At 35.7% G+C, this 18,128-nt stretch carries 16 protein-coding genes; 5 read left to right on the top strand and 11 right to left on the bottom strand.

Features of this window, described 5'->3' with window-relative positions; all coding sequences use genetic code 11:
* Positions 1 to 169 precede the first annotated feature (169 nt).
* From mutL to ACZZZA_RS04305, 5 genes are all read left to right on the top strand, one after another.
* The gene (gene mutL, locus ACZZZA_RS04325) at positions 170 to 1,948 is read left to right on the top strand and encodes a DNA mismatch repair endonuclease MutL (RefSeq protein WP_463429972.1); all 1,779 of its coding nucleotides are present in this window, start codon (positions 170 to 172) and stop codon (positions 1,946 to 1,948) included.
* Positions 1,949 to 1,952: 4 nt separating this feature from the next.
* Positions 1,953 to 2,687, top strand: a complete 735-nt coding sequence (locus tag ACZZZA_RS04320) for a rhomboid family intramembrane serine protease (RefSeq protein WP_463429971.1) — start codon at positions 1,953 to 1,955, stop codon at positions 2,685 to 2,687.
* 9 nt (positions 2,688 to 2,696) lie between these two features.
* Positions 2,697 to 3,689 carry an endonuclease/exonuclease/phosphatase family protein gene (locus ACZZZA_RS04315; RefSeq protein WP_463429970.1) on the top strand — a complete coding sequence of 331 codons (993 nt, stop codon included), beginning with the start codon at positions 2,697 to 2,699 and terminating at the stop codon, positions 3,687 to 3,689.
* 202 nt (positions 3,690 to 3,891) lie between these two features.
* Positions 3,892 to 4,233: a hypothetical protein gene (locus ACZZZA_RS04310; RefSeq protein ID WP_463429969.1), complete on the top strand. Its 342-nt coding sequence runs from the start codon at positions 3,892 to 3,894 to the stop codon at positions 4,231 to 4,233.
* Between the two features lie 18 nt (positions 4,234 to 4,251).
* On the top strand, positions 4,252 to 4,659 hold the full coding sequence (locus tag ACZZZA_RS04305) for a hypothetical protein (protein ID WP_463429968.1): 408 nt from the start codon (positions 4,252 to 4,254) through the stop codon (positions 4,657 to 4,659).
* Positions 4,660 to 4,705: 46 nt separating this feature from the next.
* On the opposite strand, the gene ACZZZA_RS04300 is transcribed toward ACZZZA_RS04305, so the two are convergent.
* The 11 genes from ACZZZA_RS04300 to murD form a co-directional block, all read right to left on the bottom strand.
* Positions 4,706 to 6,223 carry a GH3 auxin-responsive promoter family protein gene (locus ACZZZA_RS04300; protein WP_463433732.1) on the bottom strand — a complete coding sequence of 506 codons (1,518 nt, stop codon included), beginning with the start codon at positions 6,221 to 6,223 and terminating at the stop codon, positions 4,706 to 4,708.
* 104 nt (positions 6,224 to 6,327) lie between these two features.
* On the bottom strand, positions 6,328 to 6,738 hold the full coding sequence (locus ACZZZA_RS04295) for a BrxA/BrxB family bacilliredoxin (RefSeq protein ID WP_463429967.1): 411 nt from the start codon (positions 6,736 to 6,738) through the stop codon (positions 6,328 to 6,330).
* A 475-nt stretch (positions 6,739 to 7,213) separates the two neighbouring features.
* Positions 7,214 to 7,660: a GatB/YqeY domain-containing protein gene (locus ACZZZA_RS04290; RefSeq protein WP_463429966.1), complete on the bottom strand. Its 447-nt coding sequence runs from the start codon at positions 7,658 to 7,660 to the stop codon at positions 7,214 to 7,216.
* A 116-nt stretch (positions 7,661 to 7,776) separates the two neighbouring features.
* The gene (gene ftsZ / locus ACZZZA_RS04285; RefSeq protein WP_463429965.1) at positions 7,777 to 9,690 is read right to left on the bottom strand and encodes a cell division protein FtsZ; all 1,914 of its coding nucleotides are present in this window, start codon (positions 9,688 to 9,690) and stop codon (positions 7,777 to 7,779) included.
* Positions 9,691 to 9,777: 87 nt separating this feature from the next.
* A complete protein-coding gene (ftsA, locus tag ACZZZA_RS04280) occupies positions 9,778 to 11,151 on the bottom strand; it encodes a cell division protein FtsA (RefSeq protein WP_463429964.1) in 1,374 nt (457 codons plus the stop codon).
* A gap of 86 nt (positions 11,152 to 11,237) precedes the next feature.
* Positions 11,238 to 12,161, bottom strand: coding sequence for a cell division protein FtsQ/DivIB (locus ACZZZA_RS04275; RefSeq protein ID WP_463429963.1), 924 nt, complete (start codon positions 12,159 to 12,161; stop codon positions 11,238 to 11,240).
* 74 nt (positions 12,162 to 12,235) lie between these two features.
* Positions 12,236 to 13,609: a UDP-N-acetylmuramate--L-alanine ligase gene (gene murC / locus ACZZZA_RS04270; protein ID WP_463429962.1), complete on the bottom strand. Its 1,374-nt coding sequence runs from the start codon at positions 13,607 to 13,609 to the stop codon at positions 12,236 to 12,238.
* Between the two features lie 13 nt (positions 13,610 to 13,622).
* Complete coding sequence (locus ACZZZA_RS04265; protein WP_463429961.1) at positions 13,623 to 14,273, bottom strand: hypothetical protein; 651 nt, start codon at positions 14,271 to 14,273, stop codon at positions 13,623 to 13,625.
* Positions 14,273 to 15,403 carry an undecaprenyldiphospho-muramoylpentapeptide beta-N-acetylglucosaminyltransferase gene (gene murG / locus ACZZZA_RS04260; protein WP_463429960.1) on the bottom strand — a complete coding sequence of 377 codons (1,131 nt, stop codon included), beginning with the start codon at positions 15,401 to 15,403 and terminating at the stop codon, positions 14,273 to 14,275. The genes ACZZZA_RS04265 and murG overlap by 1 nt, the downstream gene beginning before the upstream one ends.
* Positions 15,404 to 15,478: 75 nt before the next feature.
* Positions 15,479 to 16,717 (bottom strand): FtsW/RodA/SpoVE family cell cycle protein, encoded by a 1,239-nt coding sequence (locus ACZZZA_RS04255; RefSeq protein ID WP_463429959.1) that lies wholly within the window; start codon positions 16,715 to 16,717, stop codon positions 15,479 to 15,481.
* Positions 16,718 to 16,729: 12 nt separating this feature from the next.
* On the bottom strand, positions 16,730 to 18,076 hold the full coding sequence (gene murD, locus ACZZZA_RS04250) for a UDP-N-acetylmuramoyl-L-alanine--D-glutamate ligase (protein ID WP_463429958.1): 1,347 nt from the start codon (positions 18,074 to 18,076) through the stop codon (positions 16,730 to 16,732).
* Positions 18,077 to 18,128 lie beyond the last annotated feature (52 nt).

Raw genomic sequence — 18,128 nt, 5'->3', positions numbered from 1 at the left:
ACAGCACAAATCGTATATACTTTAGTTTTTGTAGCCCCTGTTTGTTTTGCAAATGGGGGCTTTTATTTTACGGGTATCTCTGTTTTGGCAGACTTAATTTTTAATTCATTCCCAATTTATTTTAATTCTTATTTCCTTTGACTATTTTTGTACGTTCATTCATCATTTTATGTCAGATATTATTCAGCTTTTACCGGATCATGTTGCCAACCAGATTGCCGCAGGTGAAGTGGTGCAGCGACCGGCTTCCATCGTAAAAGAACTTTTGGAGAATGCCATCGATGCAGGAGCTTCAAAAATAGAGCTGATCATAAGAGATGCCGGAAAAAATCTCATTCAGGTAGTTGATGACGGAAAAGGAATGTCTGAAACTGATGCAAGAATGTCTTTTGAACGTCATGCAACATCAAAAATACGGGTCACAGACGATATATTTAAAATTTCTACAAAAGGTTTTCGTGGCGAAGCACTGGCATCAATAGCTGCTGTTTCTCAGGTTGAATTGAAAACCAGACAAACAGATTCTTCCCTGGGAACCAATATTTACATCGAAGGCGGAATTTTTCAGTTTCAGGAACCTGTGCAAACTGCAGAAGGCTCTAATTTTTTAGTTAAAAACCTTTTCTACAACGTTCCTGCAAGAAGAAAATTCCTGAAAAACAACAATATAGAATTCAGACACGTTATTGATGAATTTCAACGGGTGGCTTTGGCTCATGAACATTTAGAGTTTTCTATGTTTCATGATGATGAGCCTGTTTTCAGACTGAGAAAAGGTACACAAATGCAACGAATTGTAGATGTGTTCGGAAGAAAATTACATCCTCAGTTGATTCCTATCAAAGAAGATATATTGTGGTGCAAGCTTCACGGATTTGTTGCTAAACCCGAAGGGGCTAAAAAAACACGTGGCGAGCAGTTTCTTTTCGTAAACGGAAGGTTTTTTAAAAGTCCGTATTTCAACAAAGCTGTTCAGGAAGCTTTTGACGGCCTTCTTTTGCCTGGATATATTCCGACATTTTTTCTTTTTCTGGAGTTAGATCCTGAGAAAATAGACGTCAATATTCATCCGCAAAAAACGGAAGTGAAATTTGAGGACGAGCATTTGATTTTTGCCCTGATTCGTTCTACCATCAAAAGATCATTGGGTATTTACAATATCGCACCAAGTCTTGATTTTGAAAGAGATCCTCAGCTGGATGAGATGATGCAGAAAAGTTTCCCCAGCAAAAGCAATAATACCGGAAATCTTAAAATGCCTGAAATTACGGTTGACAGAGATTACAATCCGTTTTTGGAAGACCGAGAAGTTACAAAAACTGAAATTCATAATCTTACAGAGATGTATCATCAGAATATTTCTGCTGAGCCTTCGAAAATCAATCTCTTTGAAGATGAAGATTTTGATGAAGATCTGATGCGCCTTCCCAACGGATATTGGCTCTTCAATAAGGGTGACAGAACTTTGATGCTGGATTTGGGGAGAATGCACAGACTTATTGTTGCTGAAAATAACAGAACCGCAAAGAAAGGAAACGTAAGTCATGCTTTACTGTTCTCTCTGGAATATCACATGAACGAAATTGAAAAAAGCAAATACAAATCAATTAAAAAATTTCTGCCGGAGCTTGGCTTTGATATGAAAATTGCTCATGAGAATGTTTTAAGAATAGATACTGTTCCTGAAGGATTAAAGGAAACTCAGGTGATGAAATTCCTGGAAAACCTTTTTGATATTCTTGAATATAAAACAGAAGAAGAATTTATGCAGTTTTATCATAATCAGTGGGCAAAAATGCAGTCGAAATCCAGATTTGATTTTATTTATAAAGCCGATGCAGAACAAGTGATCAAAGACTTTACCGCATTAGGTTTCCCGGAGTTTTTACCTACAGGTAAAAGATGTTTTTATGAAGTTCCGTTCAATGATTTAAAAAATAAATTTTAAGAAGATGTTTAATAATATACCGCCGATTACCAGAAATTTAATAATTATAAATGTTGTAGTTTTTATAGCTTCATTTTTGTTACCGCAACTCAACACATTTTTTGCAGCATATTATCCTTTTTCTCCCAACTTCAAATCGTGGCAGATCATTACCCATATGTTTATGCATGGCAGCATTATGCATATTCTTTTCAATATGTTTACCCTCTTCAGCTTCGGACCTATATTGGAGCAATCTCTGGGAGATAAAAAATATTTAATTCTATATTTCTTAAGTGGTTTGGGAGCGTTTTTTCTATTTAACTTATGGAATTTTGTAGAAATTCAAAAGATCATTAGTGATATGGAAAGTTTAGGTTTAAATTCTGCTGAAATTTTTACTAAAGCAGACATCAATTATGTTGGAGATCTGAAAATTAATGCAACTACTGCCGAAGGACAAGAATTATCACAAAATCTATATATTGCGCTCAGAACTCCTATGGTGGGAGCATCAGGAGCAATATTCGGAGTAATTGCAGCATTTGCAACTCTATATCCGGATTCTAAAATCGGAATTATGTTTATTCCAGTTCCTGTGAAAGTGAAGTATCTACTTCCCATCATCGTTATTGGCTCAGTATATCTAGGGATTTTCGGAGGCGGAGGCAATATTGCTCATCTTGCTCACGTTGGTGGTGCAATTGTAGGGTTTATCTTGGCGAAAATCTGGCGAAAACATTTATATAGATTTAATTAAAATACAATTGTGAAAATTTTCCGTCTCGTTTTATTTATCCTCCATTTTGGCATCTTATTTCTGCTACTGGGTGTTTTGCTGAATGCCTACATTCCGCCGAAAGTTTTTCCCTGGTTTAATCTGTTGTCTCTAGGATTTCCGGTGCTCATGATCGGATATGTTTTGCTCACATTTTTCTGGATTTTCTCATGGAAAAAAAGAGCTTTTGTATTTATGTTTTTGGGTTTGTTTCTGTTAAATCCCGTCAAAAGGTGGATTAACTATTCTTCTGAAAGTAAAGATGTTGCTGATTTAAAAATTGTAAGTCTGAATGTAAAGGGAGGAAAACTTGGTGTTGAAAATATTCAGGAATTCATCAATCAGCAGAATGCAGACATCGTTTTATTACAGGAGACCCCTGCTGAGAAGTTTGAATTTAACCAACTGAGAAAAGAACATTCTGCGCCAATAGTTTCAACGTACACAAAATATAAAATAATAGATCACAAAGAATTGTTTGCAGGAATGTATAATGAAGAATTTAATGCGTATTCTGAATTGACAGATATTGAGATCAAAGGAAAAAGATACCGTATCATCAACGCCTATCTACAGCCGTTCAAATTTGAAAAAAGCATGGTCAAACTCAATGGTAACACTAATGAAGACGAGGAAAAAGTGAAAACCATTGTGAAGAAGTTAATTCCAACATTTAAAAAGCATCAGGAGCAGATTCAGATCATTAGAAAAAGCATTGATGAGTCACCCTATCCTGTGATATTAGCAGGAGATCTCAATTCTGTCCCCAATTCTTATGAATATTATCACTTAGGAGAAGGCTTGAAAGACGCTTTTTTTCAAGTTGGAAAAGGCAGCGGCACCAGTTTTCATGATTATAAATTTCCTATCAGGATTGATTTTATTTTTACATCACCTTCCATTAATCCTGTAAGTTATCAAGTTGATAGATCTGTAAAGCTTTCTGACCACTATCCGGTGATTGCAACATTCCATCTAAACTGATATTTATTTTTTATGATCTGAAACATATGCAATGGCAGTATTTTTGTTACTGAAAATCGATGCTGGTTTTTTTATAAATAGGGCGGATTTTTTTATATTTAATTTAAAAAAATTAAAAATTTAAGCAATAAGGCAGACTATGCTGTAAAAAATTAATAAATCATTATCTCCGTTATTGCGTAATTTCTATTAAATTAGTTTCATGAAAAAAATATTGGCTGTCGGATGTATTGTTTCCGTCTTTTTAATTGCCTGTTCAAAGCGAGAATCTGTAAGCACAGATGATACTCAGGCTTTACAACCTCATTACGATACTACGGCAATTGATTCTTTTTCAGCGGGTGCAACTACGGTAGATATTGTAAGGCAGATTAGAATGTCTTCCAAACAATATCAGGATTCTGTAAAAGAAGCCATTAAACTAGAACAAGAAGAAAAACGAATGACTGAAGAACTCGAAAAAGAGAACAAGAAAAAAGCGGAAGAAGAAAAGAAGTTAAAAACGAAAGAAAATGAAAACACTTCCATACCAAAAACAGATTAAAAATAATTATAATACACAATGAAAAAACAAATCTTAGCAGCTTTCGCTGTTTCAGCACTTATTGTAAGCTGCACACAATCAACCTCAAAAACTGAAAAAGTAGAAAATACGGACGGATCTGTAACAACTACTACGGTTACGGAAAGTCACACGGGCTTGGTTGATACTGCCAAAGTAGATCAAGCGAAGTCTAATATCAAAAATACTGTTGATAAAACAGGAGACAAAATTGATCAGACGGCACAAAAAGCAAAAGAAGACATGAATGCAGTAGGAAAAGATATTAAAAGTGGAGCCAACAAAATTGGTAAAGACATCAAATCCGGAGCTCAGGAAGTAGGAAAAGATGTAAAAGATGCTGCTGCAACCGGAGCTCAAAAAGTAGAGGAGGGTGCAAAAAAACTAAAAGAAGACCTTAAGAGATAAAATATTCTTTGTAAGATTAAAACCGCAGAAATTTCTGCGGTTTTTTTTATGACTGATTCATTTTCAATAAAGGATCTATATATTCTCTGTCGTTGCTCAGGCGCGGCACTTTATTTTGCCCGCCGAGCTTTCCTTTAGACTCAAGCCAGCGGTAGAATAAGTTGGGTCTTGCTATGTGGATAACAGGTTTTTTCAAAGTGATGTTGTTATATCTTTTTGCCTCATAATCAGAATTAATTGCTTTCAGATGCTGATCAAAAATCTCAGTAAACTCATCTAAATTATCAGGCTTTTCGCTGAATTCAAAAATCCATTCGTGGGCGCCACTTTCGTTTTCTTTCATAAAAATGGGTGCACCCGTGAAATCTCTAACCGCCGCTTTTGTTGCTTCACAGGCTTTCGTTAGAGCAGATTCTACATTGGTAATCATCAATTCTTCACCAAAAGCATTAATGTAATGTTTGGTTCTTCCCGTAATTTTTATTCTGAAAGGATTGGTTGATGTGAAAATAACAGTGTCACCAATTAAATATCTCCACAATCCACCGTTGGTGGTGATGACCATTGCGTAGTTTTTCCCGATTTCTACATCTTCCAGACTAATGACTTTCGGATTCGGACAATGAAACTGATCCATCGGAATAAATTCGTAGAAAATACCGTAGTCGAGCATCAGAAGCATTTCATCACTGTTGGGTCTGTCCTGAATTCCAAAGAATCCTTCAGAAGCGTTGTAAATTTCGTAGTAATTGATATTTTTTCCGATGATTTGTTTAAACTGATCTTTATAAGGTTTAAAGCTGATCCCGCCGTGGAAAAACACTTCCAGATTCGGCCACAATTCTGAAATGTTTTTGACGTCTGTTTCTTTCAAAACTCTTTGTAAGAGAACCATCATCCAGCTTGGAACACCCAAAATACTTCCTACATCTTCATTTTTAACTTCAGAAGTAATGGCTTTTAACTTACTTTCCCATTCTCCCATTAAAGAAACTTTCTTGCTTGGTGTGGTTGTAATTTCTACCCAAAAAGGAAGATTATCAATCAGAATTGCTGAAAGATCTCCAAATTTGGTGTTGAAATCTGCATACAATTCCGAACTTCCGCCGAGACGTAGATTTTTATTGGTAAAAAGCTGATTTTCAGGATGATTATTAGCGTAAATAGAGACCATGTCTTTGCCAGCTTTCATGTGACAGTATTCTAAGCTCTCTGCAGAAATGGGAATGAATTTACTTTTGGCATTTGTCGTTCCGGAAGATTTCGCAAAATGCTTGATGTAGCCAGGCCAGCTTACATCTTTATGGCCTTGTCTGGCTTTTTCAATATATGGTTCGAAGTCTTCGTAAGTGACAACAGGAACTTTATTTTTAAAATCCTGATAGCTTGATATGGTGTTAAAGCCATATCGTTTACCATACTCGGTATCTTCTGCATGAAACAGCTGTGAAAAAAGAATTCCGTTCTGCGTTTCTATGGGATGATCCATAAAATTCTGTATCTGATCTATCCTTTGCCTGATAAACCAATTGACTACCGTATTGAAAAGTGCTTTCGTTGCCATTTCAACAAATATAATCATATTTGAATTTCCTGCGAATGATTTAAATAAAAAAACCGTCACAAAATTTGTAACGGTTTCTATATAAAGCTTTTAATTACTTGATATTAGCAATATTCGTCATAAGCAGCCTGAAGGTTTGCTGCGATTGCTCCTGCAGGATTTCCTTCAATATGATGTCTTTCCAGCATATGAACCAATTCTCCGTCTTTGAAAAGTGCCACACATGGTGAGCTTGGAGGGAATGGAGCTAAATGCTTTCTAGCTGCATCAACTGCATCTTTATCAAAACCTGCAAAAACAGTGGTCAAATGATCTGGTTTTTTTTCTCCGGTTAAAGAGTAAACTACGCCCGGTCTTGCTGCTCCTGCCGCACACCCGCAAACAGAGTTGATTACTAAAAGAGTAGTTCCAGACTGCTTCAAAGCATCTTCTACTTGTGCAGGAGTTGCTAAATCCTGAAAACCTTTATTTGTAAGTTCAGCCTTCATCGGCAATACTAAATCTGATGGATACATTTTTATAAATTTTAATTGACAACAAATTTACAATATTCTCTAAGACTTGTCAATTTATAAAAACTATTGATTAATTCGCAAAACAAAATGAATATTAATGATTTTATATATAAATTTTAGCTGAATTAAATTATTGTTGAGAATTTTCAGTTAAAGTATTGTTAATTTTTATTAATTTTGAAATGATTATAAAAACTAATACTCGTGAGAAAATTTTTTTTCATAAGATTTTATCTTACATCAGTTGATACTGATATATAGAATGTAGTGTGGTTCCCAACTTTTCTGGATTACTTAACAGTGAGTTTTTAGAATATCCATAAGTAATTTTGAAAAGTCAGCCCATCAAAAAAGCCCGAAACATGATGTTCCGGGCTTTGTTAATCAAATCGATATGCAAAGGTTGAATATCCCAAAATATAATGGATGATTTAATTGATGAATGATCTCAACATCAATTATTCACCAATTATGTTTACGAAAGCAGCTTTTTAGCCATCTCGGAAATACTTTTTCCGTCAGATTTTCCGGCTAGGTTTTTTGAAGCTATTCCCATCACTTTCCCTAAATCTTTCATAGATTCAGCGCCTGTTTCGGAAATAATCTGCTTAATTTCTGTTTCTAATTCTTCAGAAGATAATTGGGCAGGCAAAAACTTCTCAATGACTTTCATCTGAGCGTCCTCTACTTCTGCCAAATCGTTTCTTCCCTGAGCAGCAAACTGCTCATAAGAATCTTTTCTCTGCTTGATCATTCTTTGCAAAATTGCAATTTCCTGTTCTGCAGAAACTTCAGCTCCTAAAGCTTCGGTTTTCAGCAATAATATCTGAGATTTTACAGCGCGCAGAGAGTCTAAAGCAACTCTGTCTTTTGCTCTCATTGCTGTTTTTATTGCTTCGCTTATGGTATTTTCTAAACTCATTTTTATTTAATTTAACAATGTATCAATGTAACAGTTTACCAATGAAATGCTTCGACAAGCTCAGCATGACAGTTCGAAATTGTTACATTGGTACATTTCTACATTGTTATATTATTTTAGTCTACATCTTTATTTAAGAATCTATTTTCTCTGATCTGCATGTTTCCGTTGTTGTCAGACAAATACGTGTTGATATTTTGGTCTGAAGCATTGGAGCCGTCAATTGAAATATTTTTTCTTTTGAAAGCAGGTACAGATTCAAATTCGTTCACATGATCAAAATTTTGATAACGGGAATTAAATTCTTTCAGTTTGTTTCTTCTTTCTGACACTCTTTCCTGATCTGCAGGTTTATTCACAAAAGTAAATTCAGATTCTGTGTGTCTTGTAGTTTCTATTTCTACTCTTTTTTCTACAACAGGTCTTTCTTCAGCTTTCGGTTGTTCTGAAGCCTGATAAAATGTTTCAACCTTTTGCGTTATTTCTTCTGTTTTTTTCTCAATCACATTAGAAATTTCAACTTCATTTTTGGGCTGTTCAAAATCGTATTTTTCAGCAAGCGGTTCGTTCACTGTAAAATTAAACTCAACCGCTTTTTCATCTGAATAATTATTGCTGAATGAATTTTCAACTGACTCATTTTTCTTATTTTCAAAATCAAAAGAGAAAGACTGAATCTCCAAATCGTTTGGATCATTGTCATCATCAAAAGAAAATAAATTTATATTGTCCTCATTGCTTGACTCATCATTTCTCCAGCTCTGAATTGTACTTTCTGACGTATCTTCCTGTCTATCAGAGAATTTTATTTCAGTTTTTACATCTTCATCCTCGATAATCATTTTTTTTTCAATAGACGACATCTTGAATTGTGGTGTCGGCTGGTCTTCATCATCTAATCTGAAAAGATTTTTTCCTCCAAATTCGTATCCCTGTTCAGGAGAAACTTCTCTTTCATCTCTTGTTTTGAATGGAGAGGCTTTTGGAGTTTCCAGTGCATCATTTAAACCAATTCTGATTTTCTCAGTAGGTCCTGAAAATTTTTGATTATCATTAGAAAAACCAGTGGCAATCACCAATACACTTACTGCATCACCTAATTCTTCATCGGCTCCAACACCAAAAATAATGTCGGCTGTGTGACCGGCTTCTTTCTGAATGTAATCCATAATGATCCCGATTTCGTCCATCGTAGCTTCTTCCACACCGCTTCTGATCAACAATAACACGTTTCTAGCACCTGTAATTTTGTTGTCATTCAATAATGGGGAGTCTAATGCTTTTCTTACAGCTTCTTCAGCTTTGTTTTCACCTGAAGCTGTACCTGTAGACATTAATGCCGTACCGGAATTCTGAAGCACAGATTTAGCATCTCTAAAGTCGATGTTTACATCAAAGTAGCCGGTAATAACTTCTGCCATTCCTTTTGCGGCATTGGTTAAAACTTCATCGGCTTTAGAAAATCCCTGTTTGAAGCCAAGGTTTCCAAATTGCTGTCTTAATTTATCGTTGTTGATCACAATGAGTGAATCAACATTATTTCTTAGTTTTTCAAGACCTAATTCTGCCTGATCAAGTCTTCTTTTTCCTTCAAAGCTGAACGGAACGGTCACAATACCTACCGTAAGAATTCCCATATCTTTGGCAACTTTAGCAATAACCGGCGCAGCACCAGTTCCGGTACCACCACCCATTCCTGCGGTAATGAAAACCATTTTGGTGTTTTGTCCCATTGCTGCTTTGATCTCCTCGATACTTTCAATCGCCGCTTTTTCGCCTACTTCAGGATCTGCACCTGCTCCAAGACCTTCAGTAATGGTAACTCCCAACTGCACTTTGTTGGAAACAGGATTGTTATCTAAAGTCTGAGCATCTGTATTACAAATCACGAAATCCACACCGTGTATTCCTTTTTCGTACATGTGCTTCAGTGCGTTGTTTCCGCCACCACCTACACCGATTACTTTAATAATCGAAGAATTTCCTTTTGGCAGATCAAATGAAAATCCTTGTGTGCCTATATTTTCCATAGTTATATTTTTATATGTTTGATAATCGATTATGATAGTTGATGAGAAAAATCATTCATCGCTTATCATTCATCACTTCTATTTTTTTTATTCTACTTCTTCAAAGAATTTTTTCACTTTTTCCATCAGAGACTGTCCGAAAGTTGGCTTCTGAGGTCTTGATATCTGTACAGGAGTTCTGAATTCTTCTTCTTGTTGTTGCGTTATTTGAGTCTGAGCCTCCACGTGAGCCTGCTGTTCAGTTTGATCAGCTTTACTTTCTATGACCTCTTCCTCTTCTACAGCAACTGTTTTTTTATCTCTGATTTTCAAACTTTCCATCAGCAACCCGATAGACGTTGCAAATTCCGGTAGTTTAAGATACTGGTTTTTATCGTTGGCAATATATTCATTTGCAAAACCAATTCTACTATCAAATCCTGTTGTATAATTTGCTAGCTGACGAAGATGCTTCAGATTGGAACCTCCACCTGTCAGAACAATTCCTGCGATCAGCTTTTTCTTTTGTTCAAATGCTCCGTAAGCCTTTAATTCGGTATTGACCATTTCTAAAATTTCCTCTACTCTTGCATTGATAATCTGTGCTAAAGTTTTTAGTGAAATTTCTTTGTCCGGTCTTCCGTGAAGCCCTGGAATCGTTACAAACGTGCTGTCTTTTTCCAACTCCGGAACTGCAGAACCGAACTTAACCTTTAATTGCTCAGCGTGCTTTTCTATAATTGAACATCCTTCTTTGATGTCTTCCGTGATAATTCCGCCTCCGTAAGGGATAACGCAGGTATGACGGATGATGTTATCTTTGAAAATAGCAATATCTGTAGTACCACCACCGATGTCTACAATGGCTACTCCTGCTTCTTTTTCTTCTTTGGTAAGAACAGCTTCGGAAGATGCTAAAGGTTCTAATGTAAGTGCCTCCATCTCTAAACCTGCTTCTCTTACACATCTTGCAATGTTTCTGATGCTCCCCATTTGTCCAACAACAACATGGAAATTGGCTTCAAGACGTTTTCCGTGCATCCCGACAGGCTCCTGAATTTCACCTTCAGAATCAACCTTATATTCCTGCGGTAAAACATGGATAATCTCTTCACCAGGAAGCATGACCAGTTTTTTCACCTGATCTTTCAGTGCTTCAATGTCATCATCTGTGATGAATCTGTCCGGATTCTCACGCATAATGTAATCTGAATGCTGCAGAGAACGAATATGTTTTCCTGCAATACCCACAGTGACCTTATGAATAGGAACTCCCGCACTGGTTTGTGCTTCTGCCACAGCTGCTTTTATAGAGTTGATGGTTTGTGAAATATTATTCACAATCCCTTTATGAACTCCAAGACTTTTGGCCTTACCAACACCGAGAACTTCTATTTTCCCGTGGGCATTCCTCCTTCCGACAATGGCGACAATTTTGGTTGTCCCGATGTCAAGACCTACTGAATACTCTTGATTTTCCATTGTATATATTGATTTGATTTATTTCTTTTTTACTTAAAAGGATTTTTCCTGTTCTTTATTAAATTGTTCGTTATGAACTTTCTGTTTTATTCTATTTTAACCTTCGCTTTCGTTTTAGGCTTTGCTGCCGGTTTCTTTTCGGGAGCTTTCTTTTTCTCCTTTGGTTTGACAACTGCTTTTGGCTTTGTCTTTTCTTTAGGTTTTAAAGTAGCAGAACTCGCTTTTTTAACCGGAGTTTTAGCTAAATCTTGATGCCCCGCTTTTAAAATACTGTCATTTTCTTTAAAATAAGGATTCAGTGTTGTGACAATCTGATTCTGATATTTCACCGAAACCATACTGTACTTTTGGGGATCCTGAAACACCAGGTATTTCTCAACAAAAGTTCTGAAACCTTTTACTTTTAATTCAATATTATCTAAATCTCCAATTTCTACTTTATAATTCCCTTCGCTTGTGAGGAGATTGTAGTTGTCTTTATATTTTGAAATTCCGATGAAATACTTTTTGCTGAAATTATCTTTGTCAATTTTGTCAACCAATTCTGCCAGCTTTTCATATTCATCTTTTTTCACATTTCCGGTTACCAACATACAGGGATGAGAATAGGTTCTGGAAATCGGAAATTCTGTTCCCTTTTCGTCTACATAAAAATCATTGCCGTTATAATTCAACCTGAAAACCGGAACTCTTTGTTTGATATCCAAATTGAGTTTTCCATTAAGATTTAAATAAACATTGGCACTGTCAACCGCTGGAAGTGCATTAATTTTCTTCTCCAATTCAGGAATATTTAAATCCCCAACTTTTCCTGACGGATTCTCTTTTTTGACGATTTCTTTAATATCCTTTTCATCAATAAAATACACCGGAGTTTTTTCATTCATTTTCACAGAAATTTTACTATCCGTAATCTTCTGACTACTGAACTTCTTCAAAGAGAAACTCAGCAGGAAACCAAGTAGGATTACTGTGACGGCAATTTTTAAAATTCTGTATTTGTTTTTCATTTTTTTTATTCATGTATCAATGTAAAAGTATTCATGTGCACTGCATCATTAATACGTTTATACATTACTACTTTTTACATCTTATTTAACCACTCGCAAATCGGGTCGTACAGCGTGTCAATATTTCCTGCACCCACTGTGAGCAAAATGTCAAATTCTTTTTCTTTTATTTTATTAAAAGCTTCAGACAAACCTGAAATTTCTTTTTTATCTAAAGTCACTTTTTCCAATAACCAATTTGAAGTAATGCCATCAAAGTTTTCCTGAAGTTCTCTCGCCGGATAAATATCAAGCAAAATCAGTTCTTCAGAATTGCTTAAACTTTCAGCAAATCCGTCTGCAAAATCTCTCGTTCGGCTGAAAAGATGTGGCTGGAAAACAACCAGCAATTTTTTATCAGGATAGAATGTTTTGATGGAACCAACAACCGCATTAATCTCAGTCGGATGGTGCGCATAATCATCAATATAAATTTTACCAGTCGGATAAATATGTTTCGTATATCTTCTTTTAATTCCTTTAAAATTGGCAATTGCTTTCTTTAAAGTTTCAAAATCAACTCCTAAATTGTGTAGAATTGCAATCGCAACGGTTGCATTTTCAACATTGTGAATTCCGGGAACGTCCCAGACAAACTCTTCGACGAGCTCAGAGTGAGAATCATTTGCTGTTGCATGAAAATCAAAATAAATTTTATCATAATCCATCCGAAGATTGTCTGAATAATAATCAGCTTCTTCGTTTACAGCATACGTTTTATGTGCTCTTCCGATATCAATTCCTTTTCTTACAAAAAGTTGTTTGTCTTCAGGAACTAATGCCGCAAACTGTCTGAAACCTTCTTCAATCGTATTTTTATCTCCATAGATATCCAAATGATCGGCATCTGTAGAAGTAATCACCGCCCAATCCGGAGAAAGGCTCAGGAAACTTCTGTCATATTCGTCGGCTTCCACGACAGAATACTGATTTCCGTTGTACAGAAAATTTGATTTAAAATTCTCAGAAATCCCTCCTAAAAAACATGAAAATGGCAAATCTGCTTCTTTGCACAAATGTGAAACCAGAGTAGAGGTAGTTGTTTTCCCATGAGTTCCTGCTACTGCGATGCAATCTGTGTTTTCGGTAATTAAACCTAAAACTTTGGCACGTTTTAAAACTTCAAACTGATTTTCATTAAAATAATCTAAAATCCCAAGCTTTTTAATCGCCGGAGTGTAGATAACCAATGTATTTTCTTTTTGAAGTGAAGTGATTTTTTCGTCTAGAATATCTTCGAAAACAATATCTATTCCTTCGCTCATCAACTGCTGAGTCAGTTTTGTGTTGGTTTTGTCGTACCCCAAAACTTTTTTGCCCGAAGCATGGAAATAGCGCGCCAAAGCACTCATTCCGATACCTCCGATGCCGACGAAGTAAAAATTTTGATATGTTTTTAAATTGTTCATTTCTACATTATTATTAACTAAAAAGCCTTATCCCCATCCAAACTAAGAAAGCTATTCCAGAAAGAATTAAAATATTTTGACCATGGCTTCTGTCATTTCTTTCAAAACCATAGATTCTGTCTCCATTTGGAAGAGCTTTTTTATAATACATTAAATAGCCTCCTATAAATATTCCCAAAAAACCACCTAAACACGCAGCAACATAACCAATGATAATGAGCCACGTTGGACTTTCTTCTTGTGTTGAAAGATCTCCGATTCTTTGTTTATTGATTGCTTTCAGAAGATCCGGATTAATCTCTTTTCCTCTTTGTTTCAATATTTTCTGAGCGAGTAAATAATCAAATTTATTCCACTCTTCTTTTTTAACCACAATTTCAATTAATTCTTCATCAGAATAATCAAATAAATGATAATCTTCTTCTACATGTTCGACCTCATTTTTAATAAGTTCTTCCTCTAATTTCTCAGCCTGTTCAAAGTCCTCTTTATGAATTTTTAGCTCAAATTGTTTAGTGTTGATATCCGCTCCAAAATTAGAATCTAATTGAGAGGAATTATTTACCAATTCGTAAGTAATGTGATTCTGTTTCAGAATTTCTAGTAATTCTAAAGCATCATCTTCGTAGATGAATTTTCTATAAGTTGAAAGTCCCTTTATCATTACTTCATTATTTTAAAAATCTCATCCACAATCTCCTTCGCCGCATTGGGTTTGGCAAAATATTTCAGATTGTCAGACATTTCTTTTCTTACATTTTCGTTTTCGCAGATTTCTGATAATGTACTCCAGAATTTCTCCGGCATTTCAGAATCTTTTACCATTTTAGCTGCGTTTTTTTCAACCAGATTCATTGCATTTTTGGTCTGATGATCTTCCGCTGCAAACGGAAATGGCACCAATAAAACAGGTTTCTGAGCAACAGCTAACTCTGAAATTGCAATTGCACCTGCTCTAGAAACGATGACATCGGCTGCTGAATAGGCAGTTTCCATGTCTTTGATGAATTCCTTTATTTGTAGTTGATTGTTAGTTGGTTGTTGGTTGTTTGTATTTCCATCAACTGACAATTGATAACGATCAACAATTTCTTTATAATCCAGTTTTCCCGTTTGCCAGATTAACTGGTAACCTTTTTCTTTCAGGTTTTCTACATTTTCTTTCCAGCCGTTGTTTAATGTTCGTGAGCCTAAAGAACCTCCGACTGACAGAATCGTAAGTTTATCTGTATCTAAACCCATTTTCTCCTTTGCCTGAAAAGTTTCCTGCATTCCTGAAATGATATTCTCACGAATAGGATTTCCTAAAAACTTTATTTTTTCAGCCGGAAAACCTTCCACTTGAGGATAGGCTGTAAAAACTGCTTTTGCTTTTTTACTTAAAATTTTATTCGTTACTCCTGCATGAGCATTCTGTTCCTGAATAAAAATCGGAATTCCCATTTTGGTCGCTTCGTACAAAGCGGGTCCGCTTGCGAAACCGCCCGTCCCGACTGCAAAATCCGGAGCGAAACTTTTAATTATTCTTTTAGATTTAGATAGACTTTTCAAAATTTTGAAAGGCAGACCTAAATTGGAAAGTATATTTCCTCTATTGATTCCAGCGATGTCAATACCTTCTATTTTATAACCTGCCTGCGGAACTTTTTCCATTTCCATTTTTCCGTTGGCGCCAATGAACAAAAATTCTGCATCAGGAAATCTTTTCTTGATTTCGTCTGCGATAGCAATTGCCGGGAAGATGTGTCCTCCTGTTCCGCCGCCTGATAACAATATTTTTAATTTTTTGTTCATACTTTTTATTATTGAAAAATGATGATTGATAAGGGATATGAAAATCAATTATAAATTATCATTCATCATTTTTATTTAAGCGATATCGTTTATCTCTTCTATATTTTGTTTTTTACCCATTCCTTCTTCATCATAGATCTGAATTCTTGAGCTGATATTTAAAATAATTCCTAATTGTAAATACGTAACCAACATGGATGTTCCACCATAACTAATCAATGGCAAAGGCTGTCCTGTAACCGGAATCAGGTTGACTGCCACAGCAATATTTACTGCCAATTGTATAAAAATCATTACTCCGAGACTGAGCACAAGCAACGATCCAAAAAAGGCGGGCATTTTACTCGCGATCATGACGATCCTGATGATCATAATCAGATACATACTGATGAGAAATATGGCACCAATTACTCCATATTCTTCAACAATTACTGCAAAAATGAAATCGGATGCAGATTGAGGAAGCATTTGTTTCAGAGCGCTTTTTCCGGGTCCCATTCCTGTAATTCCGCCGTGAACGATGGCGGCTTTTGCCTGCATTACCTGATAATTCTTTGCTTTGACGCTTTCATCATCCACATCGGCAGTTTTTGCTTTGCTTGATGTAAATGTTTCGATTCGGCTCATCCATGTATGTACACGGTTTCCGCCGATCATATTGGTATTCAGCGCAATGATTAAAAACAGAATAATAGCAATGACTGATGTTGAAATAAATCCTGCAATGTACTTCCAGTGAAGCTGTCCGATCACTAAAACGATTACAGACACCATCAAAATCATCAATGCTGTAGAGCCATTATCTTTTGCAACCAATACAAAAACAAGTAAAATGGGTCCGAAAATGTACATCACATTTTCAATGGGAAGTCTTTCTCGTGTAATTTTTTTGGTTAAATATCTGCACAGGTAAATAACTAACATTAAAAAAGCAAAAGATGAGGGCTGAAATGAAATGGGTGTTCCGGGAATTTTCAACCATCTGGATGCACTTGCACCATCAATGGTCTGTCCGGTAAACATTGTAACGATCAAAAGGATAATCATAATTCCCAGCATAATGCTGCTGAGTTTTCCGAGGTACTCATATTTTACGGTTCCTGCCAGTCGCATTACTCCTAATCCTAAGACAACAAAAAACATATGTTTGATGACGTGACCTGTCGTAGTTCCGTTATTGACGATGTATTCTAAATTCGAACTTGCAGAATACACCGGGAAAATAGAGAAAATGGAGATCACAATAATGACCATCCAAAGCACTTTATCGCCCTTTAGAAATTCAAATTTGCTTTCTGTGTATTGTTCGTTCATATTTCTATGCTATTAGTTGTTACTATTAGCTGTTGCTTTTAAAACTTGTTCTTTGAACTGATTGCCGCGGTCTTCATAATTCTTGAATAAATCGAAGCTTGCGCAACATGGTGACAGCAAAACCGTATCGCCGTTTTTGGCTAATGATTTTGAGATTTCCACCGCTTCTTCCATGCTGGAAGTATCATAAATAAACTCTTTTTTATCTTTAAAGAAATCGATGATTTTTTGATTATCAATTCCTAAGCAGATAATTGCTTTTACTTTCTTTTTAACTAAATCCTCAATTTCTGAGTAGTCATTTCCTTTATCTTGCCCCCCGACAATCCAAACGGTGGGAGTTTTCATGCTTTCTAAAGCATAATAGGTTGCGTTGACATTGGTCGCCTTACTGTCGTTGATAAATTTTACACCATCTTTTTCAGTTACCAATTCAAGCCTGTGTTCAACTGCCTGAAACGTCATCAATGAATTTCTGATGCTTTCATTGCTGATTTCCAGTATTTTACCTGCTATTGAAGCCGCTAAGCTGTTGGCAACGTTATGATTTCCCATTAAAGACAGTTCTTCAATTTTCATGGAGAATTTATCTTTCAGCTTTACTATTAATTCCTCGCTATCAATAAAACCTCCTTCATTGAGTTTTTCTTTGGTTGAAAAAGGTACCATTTTCGCTTTGATCTCAAATTTTTCAAGAATATTTTTGCTCATTTCGTCATCTTTATTGTAGATGAAAAAATTGTCATTTTCCTGATTTTCAGCGATTCTGAATTTTGCTAAAGCATATTCTTCATAGTTATAATTGTATTGATCCAAATGATCTTTAGACAGATTCAGCAACATTGAAATATAGGGTCTGAAATTCTGAATATCATCCAGCTGGAAAGAACTAACCTCCAAAACATAATACTCATGATTCTCATCTGCAACCTGTTTTGCAAAACTGTAACCAATATTTCCACCCAAACCTACATTCATCCCGTCATTTTTAAGAATATAGTAGATTAAAGAAGTCGTTGTTGTTTTTCCGTTGCTTCCGGTGATGGCAATAATCTTGGCATTGGTAAATTCTGAGGCAAATTCTATCTCCGAAGAAATTCTGATTCCTTTCATATGAATTTTATGAATCATCTCTGCCTTTTTCGGAATTCCAGGGCTTTTTACGATCCAGTCTGCGCTTAAGATTCTTTCTTCATCGTGGTTTCCTTCTTCAAATTCAATTTCATTTTCTGTCAGAAATTGCTTGTAGTTATCCTTAATGGCTCCTTTGTCTGAAAGAAATACTTCCAAACCTTTCTTTTTAGCCAAATAAGCGGCACCACAACCACTTTCTCCACCTCCTAAGACAACTATTTTCATATAATTTGCTTTATGCATCAGGATTTAAACTTTACGCTTATCCCTTACTGCT

The sequence above is a fragment of the Chryseobacterium sp. AC405b genome, from assembly GCF_979258685.1.
This window is presented reverse-complemented; position numbering and strand designations above follow the sequence as displayed.